Raw genomic sequence first — 19749 nt, forward strand, 5'->3', positions numbered from 1 at the left:
TTTAGTTAAAAATAAAAAATAGCATAACTTTGGTTATGCTATTTTTTTATGTTAATTAATTTTCTAAGGTTCAAAAGTTTCCTAAAAGTGATCGCTAAATACTTTATAGTTAGTCGCTTTATCCTTTCCTCCTTTCCAACCGCACTGTAAAAGTGCTCTCATAATTTACGTAAAATTTATAAGAAAATTCGGATACTTTAGGCGATAAAACTGATACTGGTGAATGTGCCTTATGTGTAAAAATTACTATGATGATCAAGCTTCTAAAAACGCTAATCGGGATAGAATCCTTAAACACAAATAAAAACGTGATTTTTTAATGCGTTGGTATTATTATTAAAGGAATTTTTTAGATAAAGGTAAATCAGAGGAAACTATGCAGCATCTGAAAGATCTTGCAGAAAAAGCAAAATCAGCGATTAATTCTATCGAGAATAATAGTTTAGTAGCACTAGATGAGATTCGAGTTGAATATTTTGGTAAAAAAGGTCATTTCACGCAATTAATGCAAGAGCTGAGAAATATTACGGCAGAGGAGCGACCGGTTATCGGGGCTAAAATTAATGAAGTTAAACAAGCAGTGCTTGAGTTTTTAAATACGAAAAAAGCTGAATGGGAACAAGCAGAGCTGAATGCTAAACTCGAAAAAGAACGTATAGATGTTACTTTACCCGGTAAAAAAGTGGAAAAAGGTGGCTTACACCCTGTTACCATGACAATTAATCGTATCACGCAGTTTTTCTCAGAACTCGGTTTTTCTGTGGAAAACGGTCCCGAAATTGAAAGTGATTATTACAATTTTGACGCCTTGAATATTCCAAAACATCACCCGGCACGTGCTGATCATGATACATTCTGGTTTAATCCTGATTTATTGTTACGTACCCAAACATCAGGCGTGCAAATCCGTACTATGGAGAAAATGCAACCGCCAATTCGTATTATGGCGCCTGGTCGTGTTTATCGCAATGACTATGATCAAACACATACGCCAATGTTTCATCAAGTTGAATTGCTTTATGTCGATAAAAAAGTAAACTTTACCGAATTAAAAGGTTTACTGCATGATTTCTTACGTGCTTTTTTTGAAGAAGATTTAAAAGTTCGTTTCCGACCTTCTTATTTTCCATTTACCGAACCTTCAGCAGAAGTGGATGTTATGGGTAAAAATGGTAAATGGCTTGAAGTTCTGGGCTGTGGAATGGTTCATCCGAATGTATTACGTAATGCAGGAATCGATCCGAATGAATATTCCGGTTTTGCAGTGGGGATGGGAGTTGAGCGATTAACAATGTTACGCTACAACGTCACAGATTTACGTTCATTCTTTGAAAACGATTTACGGTTTTTAAAACAATTCAGATAAATTATTTTTCGGATGCATCCTCAAACGAGGTTATATAACAATTTTTAAAGGGTAGAGAATAATGAAATTTAGCGAGCAGTGGGCAAGAGAATGGGTTAATCCGGCTGTTTCTACGGAACAATTATGTGATCAAATCACGATGCTTGGGTTAGAAGTGGATAGCGTAGAAAATGTGGCGGGTGATTTTACGGGGGTGGTTGTCGGAGAAGTTGTTGAGTGTGCACAACACCCTGATGCAGATAAATTGCGTGTAACTAAGGTGAACGTTGGTGGTGATAGACTATTAGATATCGTGTGTGGAGCACCAAATTGTCGTCAAGGGTTAAAAGTTGCTTGTGCGACAGAAGGTGCGGTGTTACCGGGTAATTTTAAAATTAAGAAAACGAAGTTACGTGGTCAACCCTCTGAAGGTATGCTTTGCTCATTTTCTGAACTTGGTATTGATACTGAATCTGAAGGAATTATTGAGTTACCACAAGATGCCCCGATTGGCACAGATCTTCGTAACTACTTGAATTTAGATGATAAGGCTATTGAAATCAGTTTAACACCGAACCGTGCAGACTGTTTAAGTATTGCAGGGATTGCTCGTGAAATTGGAGTTGTTAATAAACAATCGGTAAATCAACCGCACTTTGAGGTAGTGCCGGCAACGATTTCAGATAAAATTGATATTGAGCTTGTAGCATCGGAAGCTTGTCCACGTTATTTACTTCGAGTCGTAAAAAATGTGAACGTAAAAGCGGCTACGCCTATTTGGATGAAGGAAAAATTGCGTCGTTGCGGTATCCGTTCTATCGATCCTGTGGTTGATATTACAAATTATATTTTGCTTGAATTAGGTCAGCCAATGCATGCATTTGATGCCTCAAAAGTGCTGCAACCGGTGCAAGTTCGTTTCGCAAAAGAAGGTGAAGCACTTACTTTACTGGATGGTACTGCTACAAAATTACAATCAAACACTTTACTTATAGCAGATGCCAATGGTCCGCTTGCCATGGCAGGGATCTTTGGAGGACAAGAAAGCGGAGTAACCTCTGAAACGAGAGATGTGATTCTGGAAGCTGCTTTTTTTGCCCCGTTGGCTATTGCAGGTCGAGCAAGACAGTATGGCTTACATACGGATGCTTCACACCGTTTTGAGCGTGGTGTTGATTTTGAATTAGCACGGAATGCGATGGAGCGAGCAACGGCATTATTACTCGAAATCTGTGGTGGGGAAGCCGGAGAAATTAATGAAGCGGTAAATGAAGAATTTTTACCGAAGGTGAAAAAAATTCACCTTCGTCGTGAGAAATTAGATGCGTTACTAGGTCATCATATTGAAACCGAGATTGTGACCGATATTTTTAATCGTCTCGGTTTTAATGTTCAATACGAAAATAATGTTTGGACAGTAACTTCCGCAAGTTGGCGTTTTGATATTGATATTGAAGAAGACCTCATTGAGGAAGTTGCACGTATTTACGGCTATAACAGCATTCCAAATAATGCACCACTGGCACATTTACGTATGCGTGATCATAAAGAAGCCGTGTTGGATTTGGAGCGCATTAAAACCGCACTTGTGGATTCAGATTATCAAGAAGCGATAACTTATAGTTTTGTTGATCCAAAAGTACAAAATTTATTACATCCTCATCAAGAGGCTTTAGCGTTACCAAATCCTATTTCTAGCGAAATGTCGGTAATGCGGGTTTCATTATTAAGTGGCTTGCTCGGTGCCGTGTTATATAACCAAAATCGTCAACAAAATCGTGTTCGTTTGTTTGAAACAGGATTACGTTTTATTCCTGATACGGAAGCTGAATTCGGTGTACGCCAAGAATTCGTACTAAGTGCGGTTATTAGCGGTACGGCAAGTAACGAAAGTTGGAATAATAAATCGGAATCGGTAGATTTTTTTGATTTAAAAGGTGATTTAGAAAGTCTGCTTTCCTTAACCGGTGTGGCAAATAAAATACGTTTTGTTGCAAAAACTTTTGATGCATTACACCCGGGACAGTCTGCGGCGATTCAATTAGATGATAAAGAAATTGGTTTTATTGGTACGCTTCACCCATCTGTTTCTCAAAAACTGGGGTTAAATGGAAAAGTAGTTGTATTTGAAATTTTATGGAACGCAATTGCAAATCGGAATGTCATACAAGCAAGGAAGATTTCCAAATTCCCGGCTAACCGCCGAGACTTGGCACTTGTGGTAGCGGATGAGATTGCGGCTGGCGATGTCATTGATGCGTGTAAGCAAGCTGGTGGGGAAAAACTCACGCAAGTCAATTTATTTGACGTATATAAAGGCATTGGTGTACCGTCAGGTACAAAAAGTCTTGCCATCAGCTTGACCATTCAAGACAATGAAAAAACCTTGGAGGATGATGAGATCAACGCTGTAATTTCCGCTGTGTTAGATGAAGTTAAACAACGTTTTAACGCTGAATTAAGAGACTAAACTTATGACGTTGACAAAAATTGATATTACCGAATTTTTAATTGAAAAATATCGGTTGCAAAAATTAGAAGCTAAGAATTTAGTGGATGATTTTTTTGAAGAAATTCGCTTATCTCTTGAGTCGGGCTGTGATGTAAAATTATCGGGATTCGGTAATTTTGAATTACGTGATAAAGCTTCTCGTCCGGGGCGTAATCCTAAAACAGGAGAGAGTGTACCGGTTTCAGCACGCCGAGTGGTGTCATTCAAACCGGGGCAAAAGTTACGTGCGAGAGTTGAAAAAACAAAAATAAGTCGATAAATTGAGTAGAAAAAGTGCGGTCATTTTTAGCCGCACTTTTGTCGTTTGAGATATAAAATGAAATTGATTAAATCCTTATTTTTCATTTCTACATCAATGCTGTTGTTTGCTTGCTCTTCAGGCAACTCGGGAAGGGAAAGTTATGCCATTAATTATAAAGGTAAAATTGATGATCCTATTATGGCAATTACTTTATTGAGTGAACAACAGTATGAATGGGCTGGAACACCTTATGTGTTGGGGGGGAAATCCAGACATGGAGTAGATTGTTCCGGGTTTGTCCAAAAAACGTTTTTTGATCGTTTTAATATTGCATTACCTAGAACGACAAAAGAACAGGCTAAACATGGAAAGCTTATTCGTAAAGAGGATATTCAAACCGGTGATTTAATTTTCTTTAAAACAGGACGAGGGCCAAACGGCTATCATGTTGGAATTTATGTAAAAGACGATAAATTTCTTCATGCTTCCACGAAAGGTGGTGTTATTTATTCTTCAATGAATACACCTTATTGGACAAAAACTTTTTGGCAAGTGAGACGAATTTAAAGGTAAAAGTGCGGTAAATTTTAACCGCACTTTTGTATGTCTAGACTGACGGGCGAACTCCCAACATATGACAAATTGCATAAGTTAATTCACTACGATTAAGTGTGTAGAAGTGGAAATCACTCACACCCTCACTGGATAGAATTTTCACCATATCCATAGCAACACTTGCGGCAACAAGATTGCGCGTTGTCGGATCGTCATCTAATCCGTCATAGGCTTTTGCTAACCAACTTGGTATTTTCACATTGGTAAATGATGCCATTTTTTGAAGTTGCTTAAAATTCGTTACGGGTAGAATGCCCGGTACGATTTCCGTATCTATACCGATAGAGGCACAGCGATCGCGGAAGCGTAGATAGCTATCAATATCAAAGAAAAATTGTGTGATGATATGGTTTGCGCCTGCATCAATTTTACGTTTTAAGTTAATCAAATCAGCTTGTGCCGATTTTGCTTCGGGATGGACTTCTGGATAAGCGGCAACGGAAATATCAAAATCCGCTACAGATCGGAGTAGTGCAACTAAATCGGAAGCATAGAATGGTTTTTTATCATAACCTTTCGGTTCATCTCCGCGTAACGCAACAATACGACGAATACCGCTATCCCAATAATCTTGAGCGATTTGTTTCAACTCTTCCGGTGTGGCATCAATACCGGTCAAATGTGGTGCGGCTTCTAATCCTGTTTCTTGTTTAATTGTTTTAACAATGCTGTGAGTACGATCCCTTTCACCTGAATTTGCACCATAGGTTACAGAGACAAATGTAGGTTTTAATACTTTTAAACGATGAATTGATTCCCACAGCATATTTTCCATTTTTTCATTTTTAGGGGGAAAAAACTCAAAAGATACACTGATTTTTTTATTAAAATCAGCAATGTTTTGATTTAAATTATTAATTTCTTTTGCATAACTCATAACACTTCTTCCTACAAAATAATTTTTCGATGTCACAATAAATCAAGTTAATTCATGAGTCAATTTGAATAAATTCATCAAAAACATTAATTATATTAATATTCATAAAACAGTTATCAAAATGAAGATTTTTTACACAAAAAATTAGCGTTTTATAGAAAAGTATGTATAATACACCGACCCTGTAAATGCACGGATTCCCACCGTGCATTATTTTATCAAGATCGCACTCGAAGGGGTGAGGATTCTGATTACTGGTTGTGTTCATTAGAACACTGGGTATCAAACTTAATTTTTGGTAATTAATTAATGAAAACTTTTGTAGCAAAACCAGAAACTGTAAAACGTGACTGGTATGTAGTAGATGCGACAGGTAAGACTTTAGGTCGTTTAGCTACTGAATTAGCACGTCGTCTTCGTGGTAAACACAAGGCAGAGTACACTCCACACGTAGATACCGGTGATTACATCATCGTTATCAATGCAGATAAAGTGGCGGTAACCGGTCGTAAAGAAACTGATAAGCTTTATTACTGGCACACCGGCTATGTAGGTGGTATCAAACAAGCGACTTTTAAAGAAATGATCGCTCGTCGTCCTGAAGCGGTGATTGAAATTGCGGTTAAAGGTATGTTGCCAAAAGGTCCATTAGGCCGTGCAATGTTCCGCAAATTAAAAGTGTATGCAGGTTCTGAACACCAACATGCTGCACAACAACCACAAGTTTTAGATATTTAATCACGAGGTTTAGGATATGGCAGAGAATCAAAACTACGGCACAGGTCGCCGCAAAAGCTCTTCAGCTCGTGTATTTATCAAACCGGGCAGTGGTAAAATCACTATCAACCAACGTGAATTAGACGTTTACTTCGGTCGTGAAACCTCACGTATGATTGTACGTCAACCTTTAGAATTGGTTGAATTAACTGATAAATTAGACTTATACATCACAGTTAAAGGTGGTGGTATTTCTGGTCAAGCGGGTGCAATCCGTCATGGTATCACTCGTGCATTAATTGAATACGATGAGACTCTCCGTCCTGCACTTCGTGCAGCCGGTTTCGTTACTCGTGACGCACGTCGCGTTGAACGTAAAAAAGTGGGTTTGCACAAAGCACGTCGTCGTCCACAATACTCAAAACGTTAATTTTTTATTTTCGTTTCAGAAGCAGGGAATTCCCTGCTTTTTTTATATTTATAGAATCATGTAACTCTATGAAATTAAAGAAAAACTCAGATTTCTTTAGCAAAAGAACATGACTTTATGCTAGAATATGCAACCTTTTTTAGTAAAAAATAATATAGAATTTTGAATCTTCGGAGGAATCAATGTCTAATGCATCAAGTAAACGTTCTGTTATGACTCTTTTCTCAAATAGGGGTGATATTTACTGTCATCAAGTGAAAATTGTATTAGCAGAAAAGGGGGTAGCTTATGAAAATGAAGAAGTTAACCCACAAGCATTATCAGAAGATTTAATGGAATTAAATCCTTATGGAACTTTGCCAACCTTAGTTGATCGTGACTTAGTATTATTTAATTCACGTATTATTATGGAATATCTTGACGAACGTTTCCCTCATCCTCCACTTATGCCGGTTTATCCTATCTCTAGAGGCAAAACCCGTCTTTTAATGTTACGTATTGAGCAAGATTGGTATCCAACTTTAATGAAAGCGGAAAAAGGCAGTGAATCAGAACGTGCAGAAGCATTAAGACAATTAAAAGAAGAATTACTGGCCATTTCGCCGATTTTCCAACAAATGCCTTATTTTATGAGTGAAGAATTCAGTCTGGTTGATTGCTATATTGCCCCATTATTATGGAAATTAAAGCAATTTGGTGTGGAATTTAGCGGTGCCGGTAGCAAAGCTTTGAAAGGTTATATGGATCGCGTATTTAGTCGGGATTCCTTTTTACAATCAGTCGGTGAAGCCGCACCTAAAAATCTGATGGATGATAAATAATGAAATACAAGTCTTCCCCAAAACGACCTTATTTACTACGGGCTTATTATGATTGGTTAGTTGATAACGATTTTACGCCCTATTTGGTTGTGGATGCCACATATTGGGGGGTGAATGTACCTACTGAATATGTCAAAGACGGGCAAATTGTGCTAAATCTTTCGGCAAGTGCGACGGGAAATTTGCAACTTACTAATGATTTTATTCAATTTAATGCTCGTTTTAATGGCGTTGCTCGAGAGCTTTATATCCCTATGGGAGCTGCACTTGCCATTTATGCCCGAGAAAATGGTGATGGTGTAATGTTTGAGTCGGAAACGTTTTATGATGAATTAAATCGTGAGCCACAAACTGATCAACCAACTAATTTTACTGAAGCAGTTAATAAACCAAAAACAGATAAAAAAGTTTCAGTAAAATCGGCTTCTCATCTAAGAATTGTAGATTAAACTAAGAATAAGAAATCACCCGCATTTTGGAAAGTGCGGGTGATTTTTTTATTGTTTAGCTGCGGCCTTCATCTGGCGAATAAATTCAGCGAGTTCAATTAGACATTTTGTATGATTATCTAAATGGCGCTCAATAATTTTTACAGTCGCCGATCCGGAAATTGCACCGGCAACGCCTAATTGCAAGGCTTCTTTTACCTGATTCGGTTGGGCGATACCGAATCCTTGCAAAATAGGCGGTGCATTGTGTGCTTTCAATTGTTCTACCAAAGAATCCAGATTTTTAGCATGCGCTTGGTTCTCTGCACTGGTGACACCGGCACGAGAAACTAAATAAGTATAACCTTCGCTGTTTTCTGCCACACCTTGGATAGTTTTGGCATCGGCATTTGGTGGGCAAATGAAAACAGGTTGAATACCGTGCTTTTTCGCTGCATTGATGTAATCCTCTTTCGCTAGTAATGGGATATCCGCCACCAATACGGCATCGACTCCCACGTCCGCACAGCGTTGATAAAATGCATCCAGACCTTTGGCAAAAATAAGATTGGCGCAAAGCAGTAAACTGATAGGAATCTCCGGATATTTTGACCGCACTTTTTCCAGCAATTTAAAGCTATCTTCCGTGCTGTGTCCTGCCTCTAATGCTCTATTATTTGCGGCTTGAATGACCGGGCCGTCTAAAAGTGGATCAGAGAAAGGAAATCCTAATTCAAGGGCATCGGCGCCATTATCAACAAGCGTGCAAATAATCTCAAAAGAGCGGTCAAATGTTGGATCACATAGGGTAACAAAAGGAACAAATGCCCCCTCATTTTTAGCGTTGAGTACAGCAAATTGGCGATTAAAACGACTCATTATTTCATTCCTTTTTCAGTTAAAATTTTGTCCACAGTGAAAATGTCTTTATCACCACGACCGGATAAATTCACCACAAGAATCTGTGCCTTATCAGGCTCTTGATGAATCATTTTGAGTGCTTGCGCAAGGGCATGCGAGCTTTCTAACGCCGGAATAATCCCTTCATGCTTGGCAAGTTCTTGGAAGGCATTTAAGGCTTCATCATCGGTAATGGAGGGGTATTCCGCTCGCCCGATACTTTGCAAATAAGCGTGTTGAGGGCCAACAGAAGGGAAGTCTAGCCCTGCGGAAACAGAGTAAGATTCTTCTACTTGCCCATCTTCCGTTTGCATTAAAGGGGATTTCATACCGAAATAAATACCGACTTTGGCATGCCCTAACGGTGCACCGTGTTCACCGCTTTCAATGCCTTTGCCTGCAGGTTCTACACCGATTAAACGTACATTTGGTTCATCTATAAAATCAGTAAACATCCCTATTGCGTTAGAACCGCCTCCCACAGCGGCAATCACCGCATCCGGCAGACGACCTTCTTTTTCTATAATTTGGCGTTTCGTTTCTTCGCCAATCATTTTTTGGAATTCACGGACAATGGTTGGGAAAGGGTGAGGGCCGGCGGCTGTGCCAAGCAAGTAGTGGGTGGTTTCATAGTTTGCAGACCAATCACGCATGGCTTCACAACAAGCATCTTTTAAAGAGCAAGATCCTTTTTGCACAGGAATCACTTCTGCGCCCATTAAGCGCATACGAAATACATTAGGCGATTGGCGTTCCACATCTTTTGCCCCCATATAAACACGGCAAGGCATATCGAGCATGGCACAGGCGAGAGCAGTTGCCACACCATGTTGACCGGCACCGGTTTCAGCAATGATACGGGTTTTCCCCATCCGTTTTGCAAGTAAAATTTGACCGAGGACTTGGTTGGTTTTATGTGCACCGCCATGTAAAAGATCTTCACGTTTAAGATAAATTTTGGCTTTTGTGCCTTTTGTCAAATTGCGACAAAGGGTGAGTGCGGTGGGTCTGCCCGCATAATTTTTAAGTAAATCTTGAAATTCCTGTTGAAAATTGGGGTCATCCTTAGCTTCAACAAAGGCTTTTTCTAATTGTTGAAGCACCGGTACGAGAATTTCCGGTACATACATACCGCCAAATTCACCAAAATAGGGATTTAATAACGTATCTGACATTGTGTTTCCTTTTTTATTAATTTGAATTTTTTGCGACATTCAAGGGGGCAAAGGTTTGTGCAGTTGGCATCACTTCAATACGGTTAATATTGACATATTCAGGTTGTTGGTTAAGCCATAGCACAATATTGGCAATATCTTGTGGTGTCACATATTGAACGTTTTCATAGAGTTTTTCAGCCCGTTCATTATCACCTTTAAAACGAACATGAGAAAATTCCGTCCCGCCGCAAAGTCCCGGTTCGACATTCGTCACCCGAATATTTTTACCCGCCAGATCGGCACGTAAATTTAAACTGAATTGTTTAACGAACGCTTTTGTACCGCCATACACGTTACCGCCCGGGTAAGGATAATTGCCTGCAATTGATCCAAGATTGATGATATGACCGGTATTGCGCTCTACCATTTGTGGTAAAACAAAACGCGTGATATTAACAAGGCCTTTAATGTTGGTATCAATCATTTTTTCCCAATCATCAAGATTGGCTTTATCGGCGGTTTCTAAACCGAGGGCGAGCCCGGCATTGTTGACGAGTAAATCAATATTACGCCATTCAGTGAGGAGCGATTGGATGGCCTGTTGTGTTTTTTCGCGATCAGAAATATCGAAAGCAAGAGGAAGAAATTGTTCGCCAAGTTCGGCGTGGAGAAGGGTTAATCGTTCGGTTCGGCGACCTGTACCAATGACACGGTAACCTGCGCCAATTAATGTACGGCAAATTGCCGCCCCAAATCCGGCTGTTGCGCCGGTGACTAATGCTATTTTAGACATAACCACCTCCTAGTAAAGTTTCAGAGTATTTATACTACACTTTTGCAGTATTGAATTAAAAGAACTATATGGTATTAAAAATTTTCTCAAAAACTGACCGCACTTTTGCCTCATCTTTTACGCCGGGAGTGCTTTCTACGCCGGAATTTAGATCTACCCCTAAACAGCCTTGAGCCATTGCCTGTTCAATATTTTCCGGTGAAATTCCACCGGCCAAAATCGTTTTGTATTTGAGATTTTCCGGAATTAGTGACCAATCAAAGGTTTTACCTGTCCCTCCTTGCTGGTTTGCGCTTTGGCTATCGAAAATATAGCGCGCAACATTTAAATCATCGGCAAAATTGACCGCACTTTTTTCATTTGTGTCAATTGATAGGGCTTTCCAAATTTGGCAGCTTTCAGGTAATTGACGACGAAGATCGGCGATAAACTCAGGGGTTTCCGCTCCATGTAATTGCACGGCATAAAGGCGTAATTGTTGGGCGATTTTTAGGATAGAATCCATCTCTTGATTTTGAAATACGCCGACAAAACGAAGTGGCGCAGCTGTGACTAATTCTTGGGCTTGACGCAGGCTGATACAACGTTTTGACTTTTCAGCAAAGATAAGCCCGCCATAAAGCACACCGTTTGCGTAAACGGCTTTAACATCTTGAGTGCGAGTTAAGCCGCATACCTTGTTTTCACCAAAAATCACGGCACGAACCGCATTGTTCAAATCAGCACTTCCCATTAAACTGCTGCCGATTAAAAATCCTTGCGCCACCTTTTGTAGCAGACGAATTTGCTGATGCTCATAAATACCGGATTCACTAATAATGCGAACATCTGCCGGTATGCGATCGGCATATTTCTCCGTTAATTGAACAACCCGATTTAAGTCCACCGTTAAATCGTGCAAATTACGATTATTCACCCCGATGATTTTTGCCCCTAATGACAAGGCTCGTTCAAACTCGGCTTCATTGCTGGTTTCCGTTAATACCCCCATTCCCAAGGAATGACCAAGATCCGCCAACACTCGATAAGTTTCATCATTGACCACGGAAAGCATTAACAAAATCGCATCGGCTTGATAATAACGGGCAAGATAGACCTGATATTCGCTTATCATAAAATCTTTGCAAAGTACCGGTTGTGGCACAATATTTCGCACTTGAGGCAAAAATTTAAAATCCCCTTGGAAATACTTTTCATCGGTTAGCACCGAAACCGCAGAGGCATAATGTTTATAGACATTGGCGATTTCCTCTAAATTAAATTCAGCCCGAATTAATCCTTTGGAAGGCGAGGCTTTTTTACATTCCAAAATATAAGCCGGTTTTTGGTTCGAACCTTTTGATAAAGCCTCATAAAAAGAGCGGTCGGATTTTGTGATGTTTTGGTGAAATTCACTAAGCGGAAATTCCGCTTCTTTGGCTTTCACCCACGCTGCTTTATCAAGAACGATTTTTTGCAGCACGGTTGCCGAATCAATGGGTTTTGAGAAGTCTTGAGTTATCATCTTATTTTCTACTTAATACAAATTCAGGTGGATTTCCAGGGCTAATATTGGGTTAATTTTTGCAAGGTTTCAAATGCTTTGCCACTGGCTAAGGTTTCCAATACATTTTGCGTATTTTGCTTAAGATCTTCATAGCCGAATAATTTGAGTAATAGCGCTGTATTGGCGGCAACAGCATTGGCGTGTTCCGCTTTTCCTTTGCCTTGTAAAAGTGCGGTCAATATTTTGGCATTTTCTTGTGGCTCGCCACCTCGTAGACTTTCAAGGGATTGGCTCTTCAAACCAAAATCTTCAGGTGTTAACGTGAAGTAGTCTATTTTCCCCTTTTTCACCTCTGCCACTTGTGTATCACCATGTAGTGCCACTTCGTCTAATCCTGAACCGTGAACAACAAAGGTGTGTTCATGGCATAAACTCACGGCGGTTTCCGCATAGGTTTTCACCAGTTCCGGCGCATAAACGCCGAGTAAATGGTAATTGGGGCGGGCGGGATTAATTAATGGGCCGAGGATATTGAATATTGTGCGGGTTTTCAATGCAGCACGGACAGGGGCAACATGGCGAAAGCCGGAATGATACTGTTGTGCAAATAAAAAACAGACACCGATTTCATCTAAGGCTTGACGTGCCGATTGTGCAGAAATATTGATGTTGACGCCTAATGCGGTTAACACATCACTTGCTCCGGATTGGCTGGACACGCTGCGATTACCGTGTTTCGCCACTTTGGCACCCATCGTCGCCGCCACAATACAACTTGCCGTAGAAATATTAATGGTATTTTGACCATCGCCCCCCGTGCCGACAATATCGGCAAAAGGGTAGTCAGGGCGTGGAAAGCTATTTGAATTTTGCAGTGATGCCGATACTGCACCGCTAATTTCCTCAATGGATACCCCACGAACCTTTAGGGCAATCAACATTGCCGCAATTTGTTCATTTGAAAGATGACCTTGAATGACCGCATTAAAAAGTGCGGTGCTTTCTGATTGGTTTAATAGATGACCATTGTAAAGTTGTTCTAATAAGAGGTTGTGTTGCATAATTTGTTCCTTGATTTATCGTGCTATTTACTGCTTTTGAGATTGAAAATTTTATTATGATGTCGTAAATAGCACATGGCTATTAGACGTAAATATCGTAATCCAAATCCCGTGCTTCATCGCCCGTCATTCCACGGAATCCCCAGCAGTGAGCCGGTTGTTCTTTAATGGTTATTTCCACATCATGGGCACGAATACCGAGTTTATATTCCAGTTCACTGAATAGCATTTTGATTAGGCGTTTTTTTGTCCCTTCCATTCGGCCGGCCATTAAATTAATTTCAATGACGGTGTAATCATCGCTACGATCAAACGGGTAATAAAAATCTTCTTTTTCTAAGCCTAAAAAACGAATAGCGTGTTTTCCTTTGGGAATATCCAGGCCTAAATAGAGGCTGTTATAAATCACGTCAGCTAACATTTCTCTGCGTGGTAAGAGTTGGGATTTAAGTCCAAATACAGTAATCATATTGTTTTCCTTTTAGGTTGGATGGGCGAGTGCCTATCATTGTTTTTTAGTGATTGAGTAACCATTCAATGGATTGTTGTAATAATTGTGATCCTTGCACGGTTAAAATACTTTCCGGATGGAATTGGAATGCGCAAATAGGCAACTCTTGGTGGCGAATCGCCATAATAATACCATTGTATTGTGCATTGATGACAAATTCCTGAGGTAAATCTTGTCCCATAAGGGAATGATAACGGGCAACCGGCATAGGATTGACAAGCTCTTTAAACATCGCCTCGCCATCATGAGTGATTTTGGACACTTTCCCGTGTAATACTTCACCGGCGTGAACTACGTTGCCGCCAAAAGCTTGAATTAAGGCTTGATGGCCTAAACAGATGCCGATAATAGGAACATGTTTTTTTAAGCGTTCAATTAACGGCAACAAAATACCGGCTTCGGCCGGTGTGCCGGGGCCGGGGGAAAGGGCCAGAATCGTTTCAGGCGTATTTAATGCGGTTTCGATTAATTGTGCTAAATCGCAATCGTTGCGGTAAATTTTAACTTGATGTCCTAAGACACGAAATTGATCCACAAGATTATAAGTGAAGGAATCAAAGTTATCTAAAAAAAGAATATTTGCCATAACGTATCCCTTATTTGGCTTGTGTGTTGATCTGACGAATTGCTTTTAATACAGCGGCGGCTTTGTGTCGGGTTTCATCCGCTTCCATTTGCGGATCGGAATCTAACACCTCACCACAGCCCGCTTGCACATGGGCAATACCCTTTTGTACAAAGGCGGAGCGAATCACGATACAAGTGTCTAAATTGCCCTCGGAGGTGAGATAACCCACCGCACCACCATAACTGTGGCGTTTTTGCTGTTCATATTGATAAATAAGTTGCATTGCCTTGATTTTCGGTGCGCCGGTGAGTGTCCCCATATTCATACAGGCTTGATAGGCGTGAAGCGCATCTAATTCAGGGCGAAGTTTACCCACTACTCGTGAAACAAGATGCATAATATGGGAATAACGATCCACTTGCATTAACTCTGCAACTTGACGAGTACCACTTTGACAAACTCGGGCAATATCGTTGCGTGCCAAATCCACTAACATTAGGTGTTCTGCTTGCTCTTTGTGATCTAATCGTAATTCCAGTTCTAAACGGGTATCCAATTCAGGATCAATATTACCGTGCGCATCAAATCCACGTGGACGTGAGCCGGCAATCGGATAAATTTCTAACTGACGATTTTTCGGCGTATATTTGAGCGCACTTTCTGGTGAGGCACCAAACAAAATGAAATCTTCATCGTTCATATAGAACATATAAGGACTTGGATTATTTTGTTTAAGCTGAGCATAACTTGCCAGTGGGTTAGGGCAAGCAAGAGAAAAGCGACGGGAAGGGACGATTTGGAAAACATCCCCAATATTAATATGGTGCTTTAACGCTTTCACTACATTGATAAATTCAGCATCCTCAAAATTCGTGTTCACCTCATCACTTGCCGGTTTAATAGATAAAATATGAGCAATATTTTTTAATTTTTGTGCGATAGCGAGGGCTGTTTTTGCCACATTGACTTGTTCTTCCTGTGCAAAACAGTAACTTTTCAGTGTGGCTTGTTGGCTTTGATGATCGATCGTGATGAGATGTTCGGCGAGATAAAAACTGTAGTCAGGGCAAGAAATTCCGTCATCTTTTAATTTGATGTCATTCATCGGGATGAAATTAGCCACTAAATCATAAGCAAATAAACCGCCTAAAAAAACAGCCGTATCGCTGTGTTGGTAAAGATTCGAAATCACCCGTAATCCATCAAAAATTGTCGCTGATTGTAATTTACTGTCTTCATCCAATTGATTCTCAAGTGGGGGAAAATCAACGGAAAATTCATCATCAAAATAGACCGCACTTAGCGGATTGCTCTGAGTTAAAACAGGAAAAATCTCTTTCAAAACCTGTTTACCATTCGCATTTAATGCTTTAAATGTGACGTTGTGACCTACGCAAGTAATTTTAACTGCCGCATTGATAAATATCAGACTTTGTAAGCTATTTTTGCTGCCAATTTCAGCAGAGTCGAGGAGCAGCGTATTAGGATGATGACATAATGTGTTAAAAATTGCGGTGGTATCTGAGTGATAAGGAACAGGTTGAGTGGTAACCGCAATGAAAGCATTGTTTTGCATTTTTAAATCCTTTTCAAAAATTTTGTACTATTAAACTAGTACAGATTAAATAAGTCAAGAAGAGATTTAAAAAATCTTGTGTTATTGAATTTTATATTGGCTGAAAACCTTGCTGAATGTGTGAACGGGCTTGTTTATTATCGGTATATAAATTATAGGCTTCATCACTACGATAAACTTTAGTTGAAGGGAAAAAATATTTTGGGGTTTGTAATGCTCATCATGTACCCCCTTCAAAGTACATTTATCAGGTTATATCTCATGGCATAAAAAAGCCATCTATGCAAAGATGGCTTTGAAAAGGGCTATATTTCAAATTAAAGTGCGGTCACAATATCATTAATTTTTACTTTGGCAGACTGTAATGCTTTTTCAATCGCTTCCGGACCAAAGCCAATACCTTGTGCATACACAAACTGTACGTCAGTAATTCCGACAAAACCTAAAATGGCTTTCATATATTGAGTGACAAGGTTTTCATCATCGTATAGTCCGCCAAATGCACATAATACAATTGCTTTTTTACCTTTCAATAAACCTTCCGGGCCGTTTGCCGTATATTGAAATGTGACACGCGGACGGGCGATGAAATCAAAATAAGATTTTAATTGAGTGGGAATATTCAAATTATACATTGGCGCACCAATGACAAGAGTATCCGCATTTTTTAATTCGGAAACCAGTTCATCGGAAAGTGCGAGAAGTTGTTTTTCTTCTGCTGTTTTAGGCTCACCACGCACCGCAATAGCCGCAGTGGCATCGAAGTGGGGAAGTGGATCTTTGGCTAGATCCCGAACCACAATATTGTTACCTTGTAGTTTTTCGATCGTATAATCCACCAATTTGTTACTCTGAGAATTATCAGCAAGAATGCTTGATTTTAACACCAATACGTTGCTCATTTTATTTCCTTTAACTTGCGTAAAATAAGGGTTGCGATTCTAGTGTTTATTTTTTCATAGATAAAGTTCTTTTTAAGAAAAACATTATTTCTTTTTATGAAAAAATCAAGGCTGTTTTCTATTTAACAAGATCGTAAGAAAGTGATAGAATTTGCGACCGCACTTTTCTCATTCAATGGTAGGAATGAAGCTAAGTGCGGTTAATTTTTATCGAATTTTTAAACGAGCATGTCACCTTTCGTATGGGTGACCACTGTATAAGGAAAAATTATGCCAATTATTACTTTACCTGACGGTTCCCAACGTCAATTTGATCGCCCTGTTTCCGTACTTGAAGTCGCTCAAGATATTGGTGCAGGTCTTGCCAAAGCAACCATTGCCGGTCGTGTAAACGGTGAGCGCCGTGATGCCTGTGATATTATCGAGCAAGATGCCACACTGGAAATCATTACGGCAAAAGATGAAGATGGTCTGGAAATTATCCGCCATTCTTGTGCCCATTTATTAGGTCATGCCATCAAGCAATTATTCCCGGATGTGAAAATGGCTATCGGTCCAACCATTGAAAACGGCTTTTATTATGACGTGGATTTAGATCGCTCTTTAACCCAAGAAGATTTAGAAGCGATTGAAAAACGTATGCTTGAATTGGCGAAAACCAATTATGATGTGGTGAAAAAACGCGTAAGCTGGCAAGAAGCACGAGATACATTTGAGCAACGTGGTGAGCCGTATAAAATGGCAATTTTAGATGAAAATATTGAACGTACGGCAACACCGGCGTTATATCATCATCAAGAATATATTGATATGTGCCGTGGGCCGCACGTGCCAAATATGCGTTTCTGCCATCATTTCAAATTACAAAAAGTGGCTGGAGCGTACTGGCGTGGTGATAGCAAAAATAAAATGTTACAACGTATCTACGGCACCGCTTGGGCAGATAAAAAACAATTAGCAGAATATTTACAACGTTTGGAAGAAGCGGCAAAACGTGATCACCGTAAAATCGGTAAAGCCTTAGATTTGTACCATATGCAAGAAGAAGCGCCGGGTATGGTGTTCTGGCACAATGACGGTTGGACGATTTTCCGTGAGCTTGAAACCTTTGTCCGCACAAAATTAAAAGAATACGATTATCAAGAAGTAAAAGGTCCATTTATGATGGATCGTGTGTTGTGGGAAAAAACAGGACATTGGCAAAACTACGGTGATTTAATGTTCACGACACAATCGGAAAATCGTGAATATGCGATTAAGCCGATGAACTGCCCGGGTCACGTGCAAATTTTCAATCAAGGATTAAAATCTTACCGTGATTTACCTATCCGTATGGCGGAATTCGGTTCTTGCCACCGTAATGAGCCGTCCGGTTCTTTACATGGCTTAATGCGTGTGCGTGGTTTTACCCAAGATGACGCCCATATTTTCTGCACGGAAGATCAAATCGAAAGTGAAGTTACCAGCTGTATTAAAATGGTGTATGACATTTACAGCACTTTCGGTTTTACCGATATTTATGTGAAACTTTCAACCCGTCCTGAAAACCGTATTGGTTCGGATGAAATGTGGGATCGTGCGGAAGCAGGCCTTGCTGCAGCCTTGGCACATAATCATCTTGAATATGAAGTTCAAGAAGGTGAAGGGGCATTCTACGGGCCGAAAATTGAGTTCGCATTGCGTGATAGTTTAGGTCGTGAATGGCAATGCGGTACGGTGCAATTAGACTTTGCTTTACCGGGGCGTTTAGATGCCACTTATGTTGCTGAAGATAACGGACGTAAAATCCCGGTGATGATCCACCGTGCGATTTTAGGTTCGATCGAACGTTTCATCGGGATTATTACCGAAGAATATGCCGGTTTCTTCCCTGCTTGGTTAGCGCCAACACAGGCTGTGGTGATGAATATTACCGATAGCCAAGCGGATTATGTTCAACAGGTGGCAAAACAATTATCTGATGCCGGTTTACGGGTGAAAACGGATTTACGAAATGAAAAAGTCGGGTTTAAAATCCGTGAACATACTTTACGCCGTGTGCCGTATATGCTGGTTTGTGGTGATAAAGAAATCGCAGAAGGTAAAGTGGCGGTGCGTACCCGTAAAGGCGTGGATCTTGGTACATTCAGCGTAGAAGAATTTGCGGAAATCTTGAAAAAACAAGTGAGAAACCGTGAATTAAAATTGCTAAATGAAGAGTAAAAACACCCTCAAAATTAACCGCACTTGACGGTAATAAATAATGAAAGGCTAGGTTACACTAGCCTTTTTTATAAATTTTAAGAAAAATGAAGGTTTCTTAACTTTTTCTTAAGATTTATCTTGTTTAATACACATCAACAAAGCAGCGATGCTTTAAATAATGATTTTTAACCCACTATTTTAAGAGGAAAACTTTATGAAAAAATTAACATTAGCAGCACTTCTTACCATTGCAACTTCAACTGCATTTGCCGGTTTTAATGGAAATGCGAATACCGCTCAAGGTGGATTTAAACAGGGTGTGGCACAAGTAATCAGCGTAAAACAAGCTTTATCGGCAAAAGATAATACGATGGTAACCTTGGTTGGAAATATTACCCAACAAATTGATAATGATGATTACCTTTTCACTGACGGTTCTGCACAAATCAAAGTGGAAATCAAAGATCGTGTATGGAACGGTTTAAATGTTGGCCCACAAGATAAAATTAAAATTAGTGGAAAACTAGATAACGAAGCCTTTGAAAAAGCAGAAGTTGATGTATACAGTATTGAAAAATTGAATTAATCATTGAAAATGGTGGGCGTTTTGCTCACCATTTTGTTT

Annotated in this window: 20 protein-coding genes; 10 read left to right on the forward strand and 10 right to left on the reverse strand. The window is 39.9% G+C overall.

The window, feature by feature from the left end:
- Positions 1 to 376: 376 nt before the first annotated feature.
- The 4 genes from pheS (at position 377) to BKG94_RS06535 (ending at position 4665) form a co-directional block, all read left to right on the forward strand.
- Entirely contained in the window at positions 377 to 1366 is a 990-nt protein-coding gene (gene pheS / locus BKG94_RS06520; protein WP_077435425.1) for a phenylalanine--tRNA ligase subunit alpha, read from the forward strand.
- 61 nt (positions 1367 to 1427) lie between these two features.
- On the forward strand, positions 1428 to 3815 hold the full coding sequence (gene pheT, locus BKG94_RS06525; RefSeq protein WP_077435427.1) for a phenylalanine--tRNA ligase subunit beta: 2388 nt from the start codon (positions 1428 to 1430) through the stop codon (positions 3813 to 3815).
- 4 nt (positions 3816 to 3819) lie between these two features.
- Entirely contained in the window at positions 3820 to 4116 is a 297-nt protein-coding gene (locus tag BKG94_RS06530) for an integration host factor subunit alpha (protein ID WP_077435429.1), read from the forward strand.
- A 57-nt stretch (positions 4117 to 4173) separates the two neighbouring features.
- Positions 4174 to 4665, forward strand: coding sequence for a C40 family peptidase (locus BKG94_RS06535; protein ID WP_077435431.1), 492 nt, complete (start codon positions 4174 to 4176; stop codon positions 4663 to 4665).
- Positions 4666 to 4705: 40 nt separating this feature from the next.
- Here BKG94_RS06535 and metF read toward each other — a convergent pair whose 3' ends face one another.
- Positions 4706 to 5590, reverse strand: a complete 885-nt coding sequence (gene metF / locus BKG94_RS06540; RefSeq protein ID WP_077435433.1) for a methylenetetrahydrofolate reductase — start codon at positions 5588 to 5590, stop codon at positions 4706 to 4708.
- 309 nt (positions 5591 to 5899) lie between these two features.
- Between metF and rplM the strand changes: the two genes are divergently transcribed.
- From rplM to BKG94_RS06560, 4 genes are all read left to right on the forward strand, one after another.
- Positions 5900 to 6328 (forward strand): 50S ribosomal protein L13, encoded by a 429-nt coding sequence (rplM, locus tag BKG94_RS06545; RefSeq protein WP_077416350.1) that lies wholly within the window; start codon positions 5900 to 5902, stop codon positions 6326 to 6328.
- A gap of 16 nt (positions 6329 to 6344) precedes the next feature.
- Positions 6345 to 6737, forward strand: coding sequence for a 30S ribosomal protein S9 (rpsI, locus tag BKG94_RS06550; protein WP_017806615.1), 393 nt, complete (start codon positions 6345 to 6347; stop codon positions 6735 to 6737).
- 182 nt (positions 6738 to 6919) lie between these two features.
- Positions 6920 to 7558, forward strand: coding sequence for a stringent starvation protein SspA (sspA, locus tag BKG94_RS06555; RefSeq protein WP_077435435.1), 639 nt, complete (start codon positions 6920 to 6922; stop codon positions 7556 to 7558).
- On the forward strand, positions 7558 to 8007 hold the full coding sequence (locus BKG94_RS06560; RefSeq protein WP_077435437.1) for a ClpXP protease specificity-enhancing factor: 450 nt from the start codon (positions 7558 to 7560) through the stop codon (positions 8005 to 8007). The genes sspA and BKG94_RS06560 overlap by 1 nt, the downstream gene beginning before the upstream one ends.
- Before the next feature lie 48 nt (positions 8008 to 8055).
- Here BKG94_RS06560 and trpA read toward each other — a convergent pair whose 3' ends face one another.
- From trpA to BKG94_RS06605, 9 genes are all read right to left on the reverse strand, one after another.
- Positions 8056 to 8865, reverse strand: a complete 810-nt coding sequence (gene trpA / locus BKG94_RS06565) for a tryptophan synthase subunit alpha (RefSeq protein WP_077435439.1) — start codon at positions 8863 to 8865, stop codon at positions 8056 to 8058.
- The gene (gene trpB, locus BKG94_RS06570; protein ID WP_077435441.1) at positions 8865 to 10061 is read right to left on the reverse strand and encodes a tryptophan synthase subunit beta; all 1197 of its coding nucleotides are present in this window, start codon (positions 10059 to 10061) and stop codon (positions 8865 to 8867) included. The genes trpA and trpB overlap by 1 nt, the downstream gene beginning before the upstream one ends.
- 16 nt (positions 10062 to 10077) lie before the next feature.
- Complete coding sequence (locus tag BKG94_RS06575) at positions 10078 to 10836, reverse strand: SDR family oxidoreductase (protein ID WP_077435443.1); 759 nt, start codon at positions 10834 to 10836, stop codon at positions 10078 to 10080.
- A gap of 64 nt (positions 10837 to 10900) precedes the next feature.
- Positions 10901 to 12340, reverse strand: coding sequence for a bifunctional indole-3-glycerol-phosphate synthase TrpC/phosphoribosylanthranilate isomerase TrpF (gene trpCF / locus BKG94_RS06580; RefSeq protein ID WP_077435445.1), 1440 nt, complete (start codon positions 12338 to 12340; stop codon positions 10901 to 10903).
- A gap of 41 nt (positions 12341 to 12381) precedes the next feature.
- Positions 12382 to 13383, reverse strand: coding sequence for an anthranilate phosphoribosyltransferase (trpD, locus tag BKG94_RS06585; RefSeq protein WP_077435447.1), 1002 nt, complete (start codon positions 13381 to 13383; stop codon positions 12382 to 12384).
- 82 nt (positions 13384 to 13465) lie between these two features.
- Positions 13466 to 13852: a tautomerase family protein gene (locus tag BKG94_RS06590; protein WP_077435449.1), complete on the reverse strand. Its 387-nt coding sequence runs from the start codon at positions 13850 to 13852 to the stop codon at positions 13466 to 13468.
- A 46-nt stretch (positions 13853 to 13898) separates the two neighbouring features.
- Positions 13899 to 14480: an aminodeoxychorismate/anthranilate synthase component II gene (locus tag BKG94_RS06595; protein WP_077435451.1), complete on the reverse strand. Its 582-nt coding sequence runs from the start codon at positions 14478 to 14480 to the stop codon at positions 13899 to 13901.
- A gap of 10 nt (positions 14481 to 14490) precedes the next feature.
- Entirely contained in the window at positions 14491 to 16038 is a 1548-nt protein-coding gene (gene trpE / locus BKG94_RS06600) for an anthranilate synthase component I (protein WP_077435453.1), read from the reverse strand.
- Between the two features lie 317 nt (positions 16039 to 16355).
- Entirely contained in the window at positions 16356 to 16940 is a 585-nt protein-coding gene (locus BKG94_RS06605) for an FMN-dependent NADH-azoreductase (RefSeq protein WP_077435455.1), read from the reverse strand.
- Between the two features lie 270 nt (positions 16941 to 17210).
- Between BKG94_RS06605 and thrS the strand changes: the two genes are divergently transcribed.
- On the forward strand, positions 17211 to 19142 hold the full coding sequence (thrS, locus tag BKG94_RS06610) for a threonine--tRNA ligase (RefSeq protein WP_077435457.1): 1932 nt from the start codon (positions 17211 to 17213) through the stop codon (positions 19140 to 19142).
- 196 nt (positions 19143 to 19338) lie between these two features.
- Positions 19339 to 19710, forward strand: a complete 372-nt coding sequence (locus tag BKG94_RS06615) for a YgiW/YdeI family stress tolerance OB fold protein (RefSeq protein WP_077435459.1) — start codon at positions 19339 to 19341, stop codon at positions 19708 to 19710.
- Positions 19711 to 19749 lie beyond the last annotated feature (39 nt).

Source organism: Rodentibacter ratti, from assembly GCF_002000485.1.
In the GTDB taxonomy this organism is placed as follows: Bacteria; Pseudomonadota; Gammaproteobacteria; order Enterobacterales; family Pasteurellaceae; genus Rodentibacter; species Rodentibacter ratti.

What these genes read in the sequence shown, in the direction of transcription:
- trpE (WP_077435453.1), bottom strand. Translation starts at nt 16,038, where the DNA reads ATGCAAAACAATGCTTTCATTGCGGTTACCACTCAACCTGTTCCTTAT.
- BKG94_RS06605 (WP_077435455.1), bottom strand. Translation starts at nt 16,940, where the DNA reads ATGAGCAACGTATTGGTGTTAAAATCAAGCATTCTTGCTGATAATTCT.
- pheT (WP_077435427.1), top strand. Translation starts at nt 1,428, where the DNA reads ATGAAATTTAGCGAGCAGTGGGCAAGAGAATGGGTTAATCCGGCTGTT.
- metF (WP_077435433.1), bottom strand. Translation starts at nt 5,590, where the DNA reads ATGAGTTATGCAAAAGAAATTAATAATTTAAATCAAAACATTGCTGAT.
- rplM (WP_077416350.1), top strand. Translation starts at nt 5,900, where the DNA reads ATGAAAACTTTTGTAGCAAAACCAGAAACTGTAAAACGTGACTGGTAT.
- trpB (WP_077435441.1), bottom strand. Translation starts at nt 10,061, where the DNA reads ATGTCAGATACGTTATTAAATCCCTATTTTGGTGAATTTGGCGGTATG.
- BKG94_RS06590 (WP_077435449.1), bottom strand. Translation starts at nt 13,852, where the DNA reads ATGATTACTGTATTTGGACTTAAATCCCAACTCTTACCACGCAGAGAA.
- BKG94_RS06595 (WP_077435451.1), bottom strand. Translation starts at nt 14,480, where the DNA reads ATGGCAAATATTCTTTTTTTAGATAACTTTGATTCCTTCACTTATAAT.
- pheS (WP_077435425.1), top strand. Translation starts at nt 377, where the DNA reads ATGCAGCATCTGAAAGATCTTGCAGAAAAAGCAAAATCAGCGATTAAT.
- trpD (WP_077435447.1), bottom strand. Translation starts at nt 13,383, where the DNA reads ATGCAACACAACCTCTTATTAGAACAACTTTACAATGGTCATCTATTA.
- BKG94_RS06530 (WP_077435429.1), top strand. Translation starts at nt 3,820, where the DNA reads ATGACGTTGACAAAAATTGATATTACCGAATTTTTAATTGAAAAATAT.
- BKG94_RS06575 (WP_077435443.1), bottom strand. Translation starts at nt 10,836, where the DNA reads ATGTCTAAAATAGCATTAGTCACCGGCGCAACAGCCGGATTTGGGGCG.
- trpA (WP_077435439.1), bottom strand. Translation starts at nt 8,865, where the DNA reads ATGAGTCGTTTTAATCGCCAATTTGCTGTACTCAACGCTAAAAATGAG.
- sspA (WP_077435435.1), top strand. Translation starts at nt 6,920, where the DNA reads ATGTCTAATGCATCAAGTAAACGTTCTGTTATGACTCTTTTCTCAAAT.
- BKG94_RS06615 (WP_077435459.1), top strand. Translation starts at nt 19,339, where the DNA reads ATGAAAAAATTAACATTAGCAGCACTTCTTACCATTGCAACTTCAACT.
- rpsI (WP_017806615.1), top strand. Translation starts at nt 6,345, where the DNA reads ATGGCAGAGAATCAAAACTACGGCACAGGTCGCCGCAAAAGCTCTTCA.
- thrS (WP_077435457.1), top strand. Translation starts at nt 17,211, where the DNA reads ATGCCAATTATTACTTTACCTGACGGTTCCCAACGTCAATTTGATCGC.
- BKG94_RS06535 (WP_077435431.1), top strand. Translation starts at nt 4,174, where the DNA reads ATGAAATTGATTAAATCCTTATTTTTCATTTCTACATCAATGCTGTTG.
- BKG94_RS06560 (WP_077435437.1), top strand. Translation starts at nt 7,558, where the DNA reads ATGAAATACAAGTCTTCCCCAAAACGACCTTATTTACTACGGGCTTAT.
- trpCF (WP_077435445.1), bottom strand. Translation starts at nt 12,340, where the DNA reads ATGATAACTCAAGACTTCTCAAAACCCATTGATTCGGCAACCGTGCTG.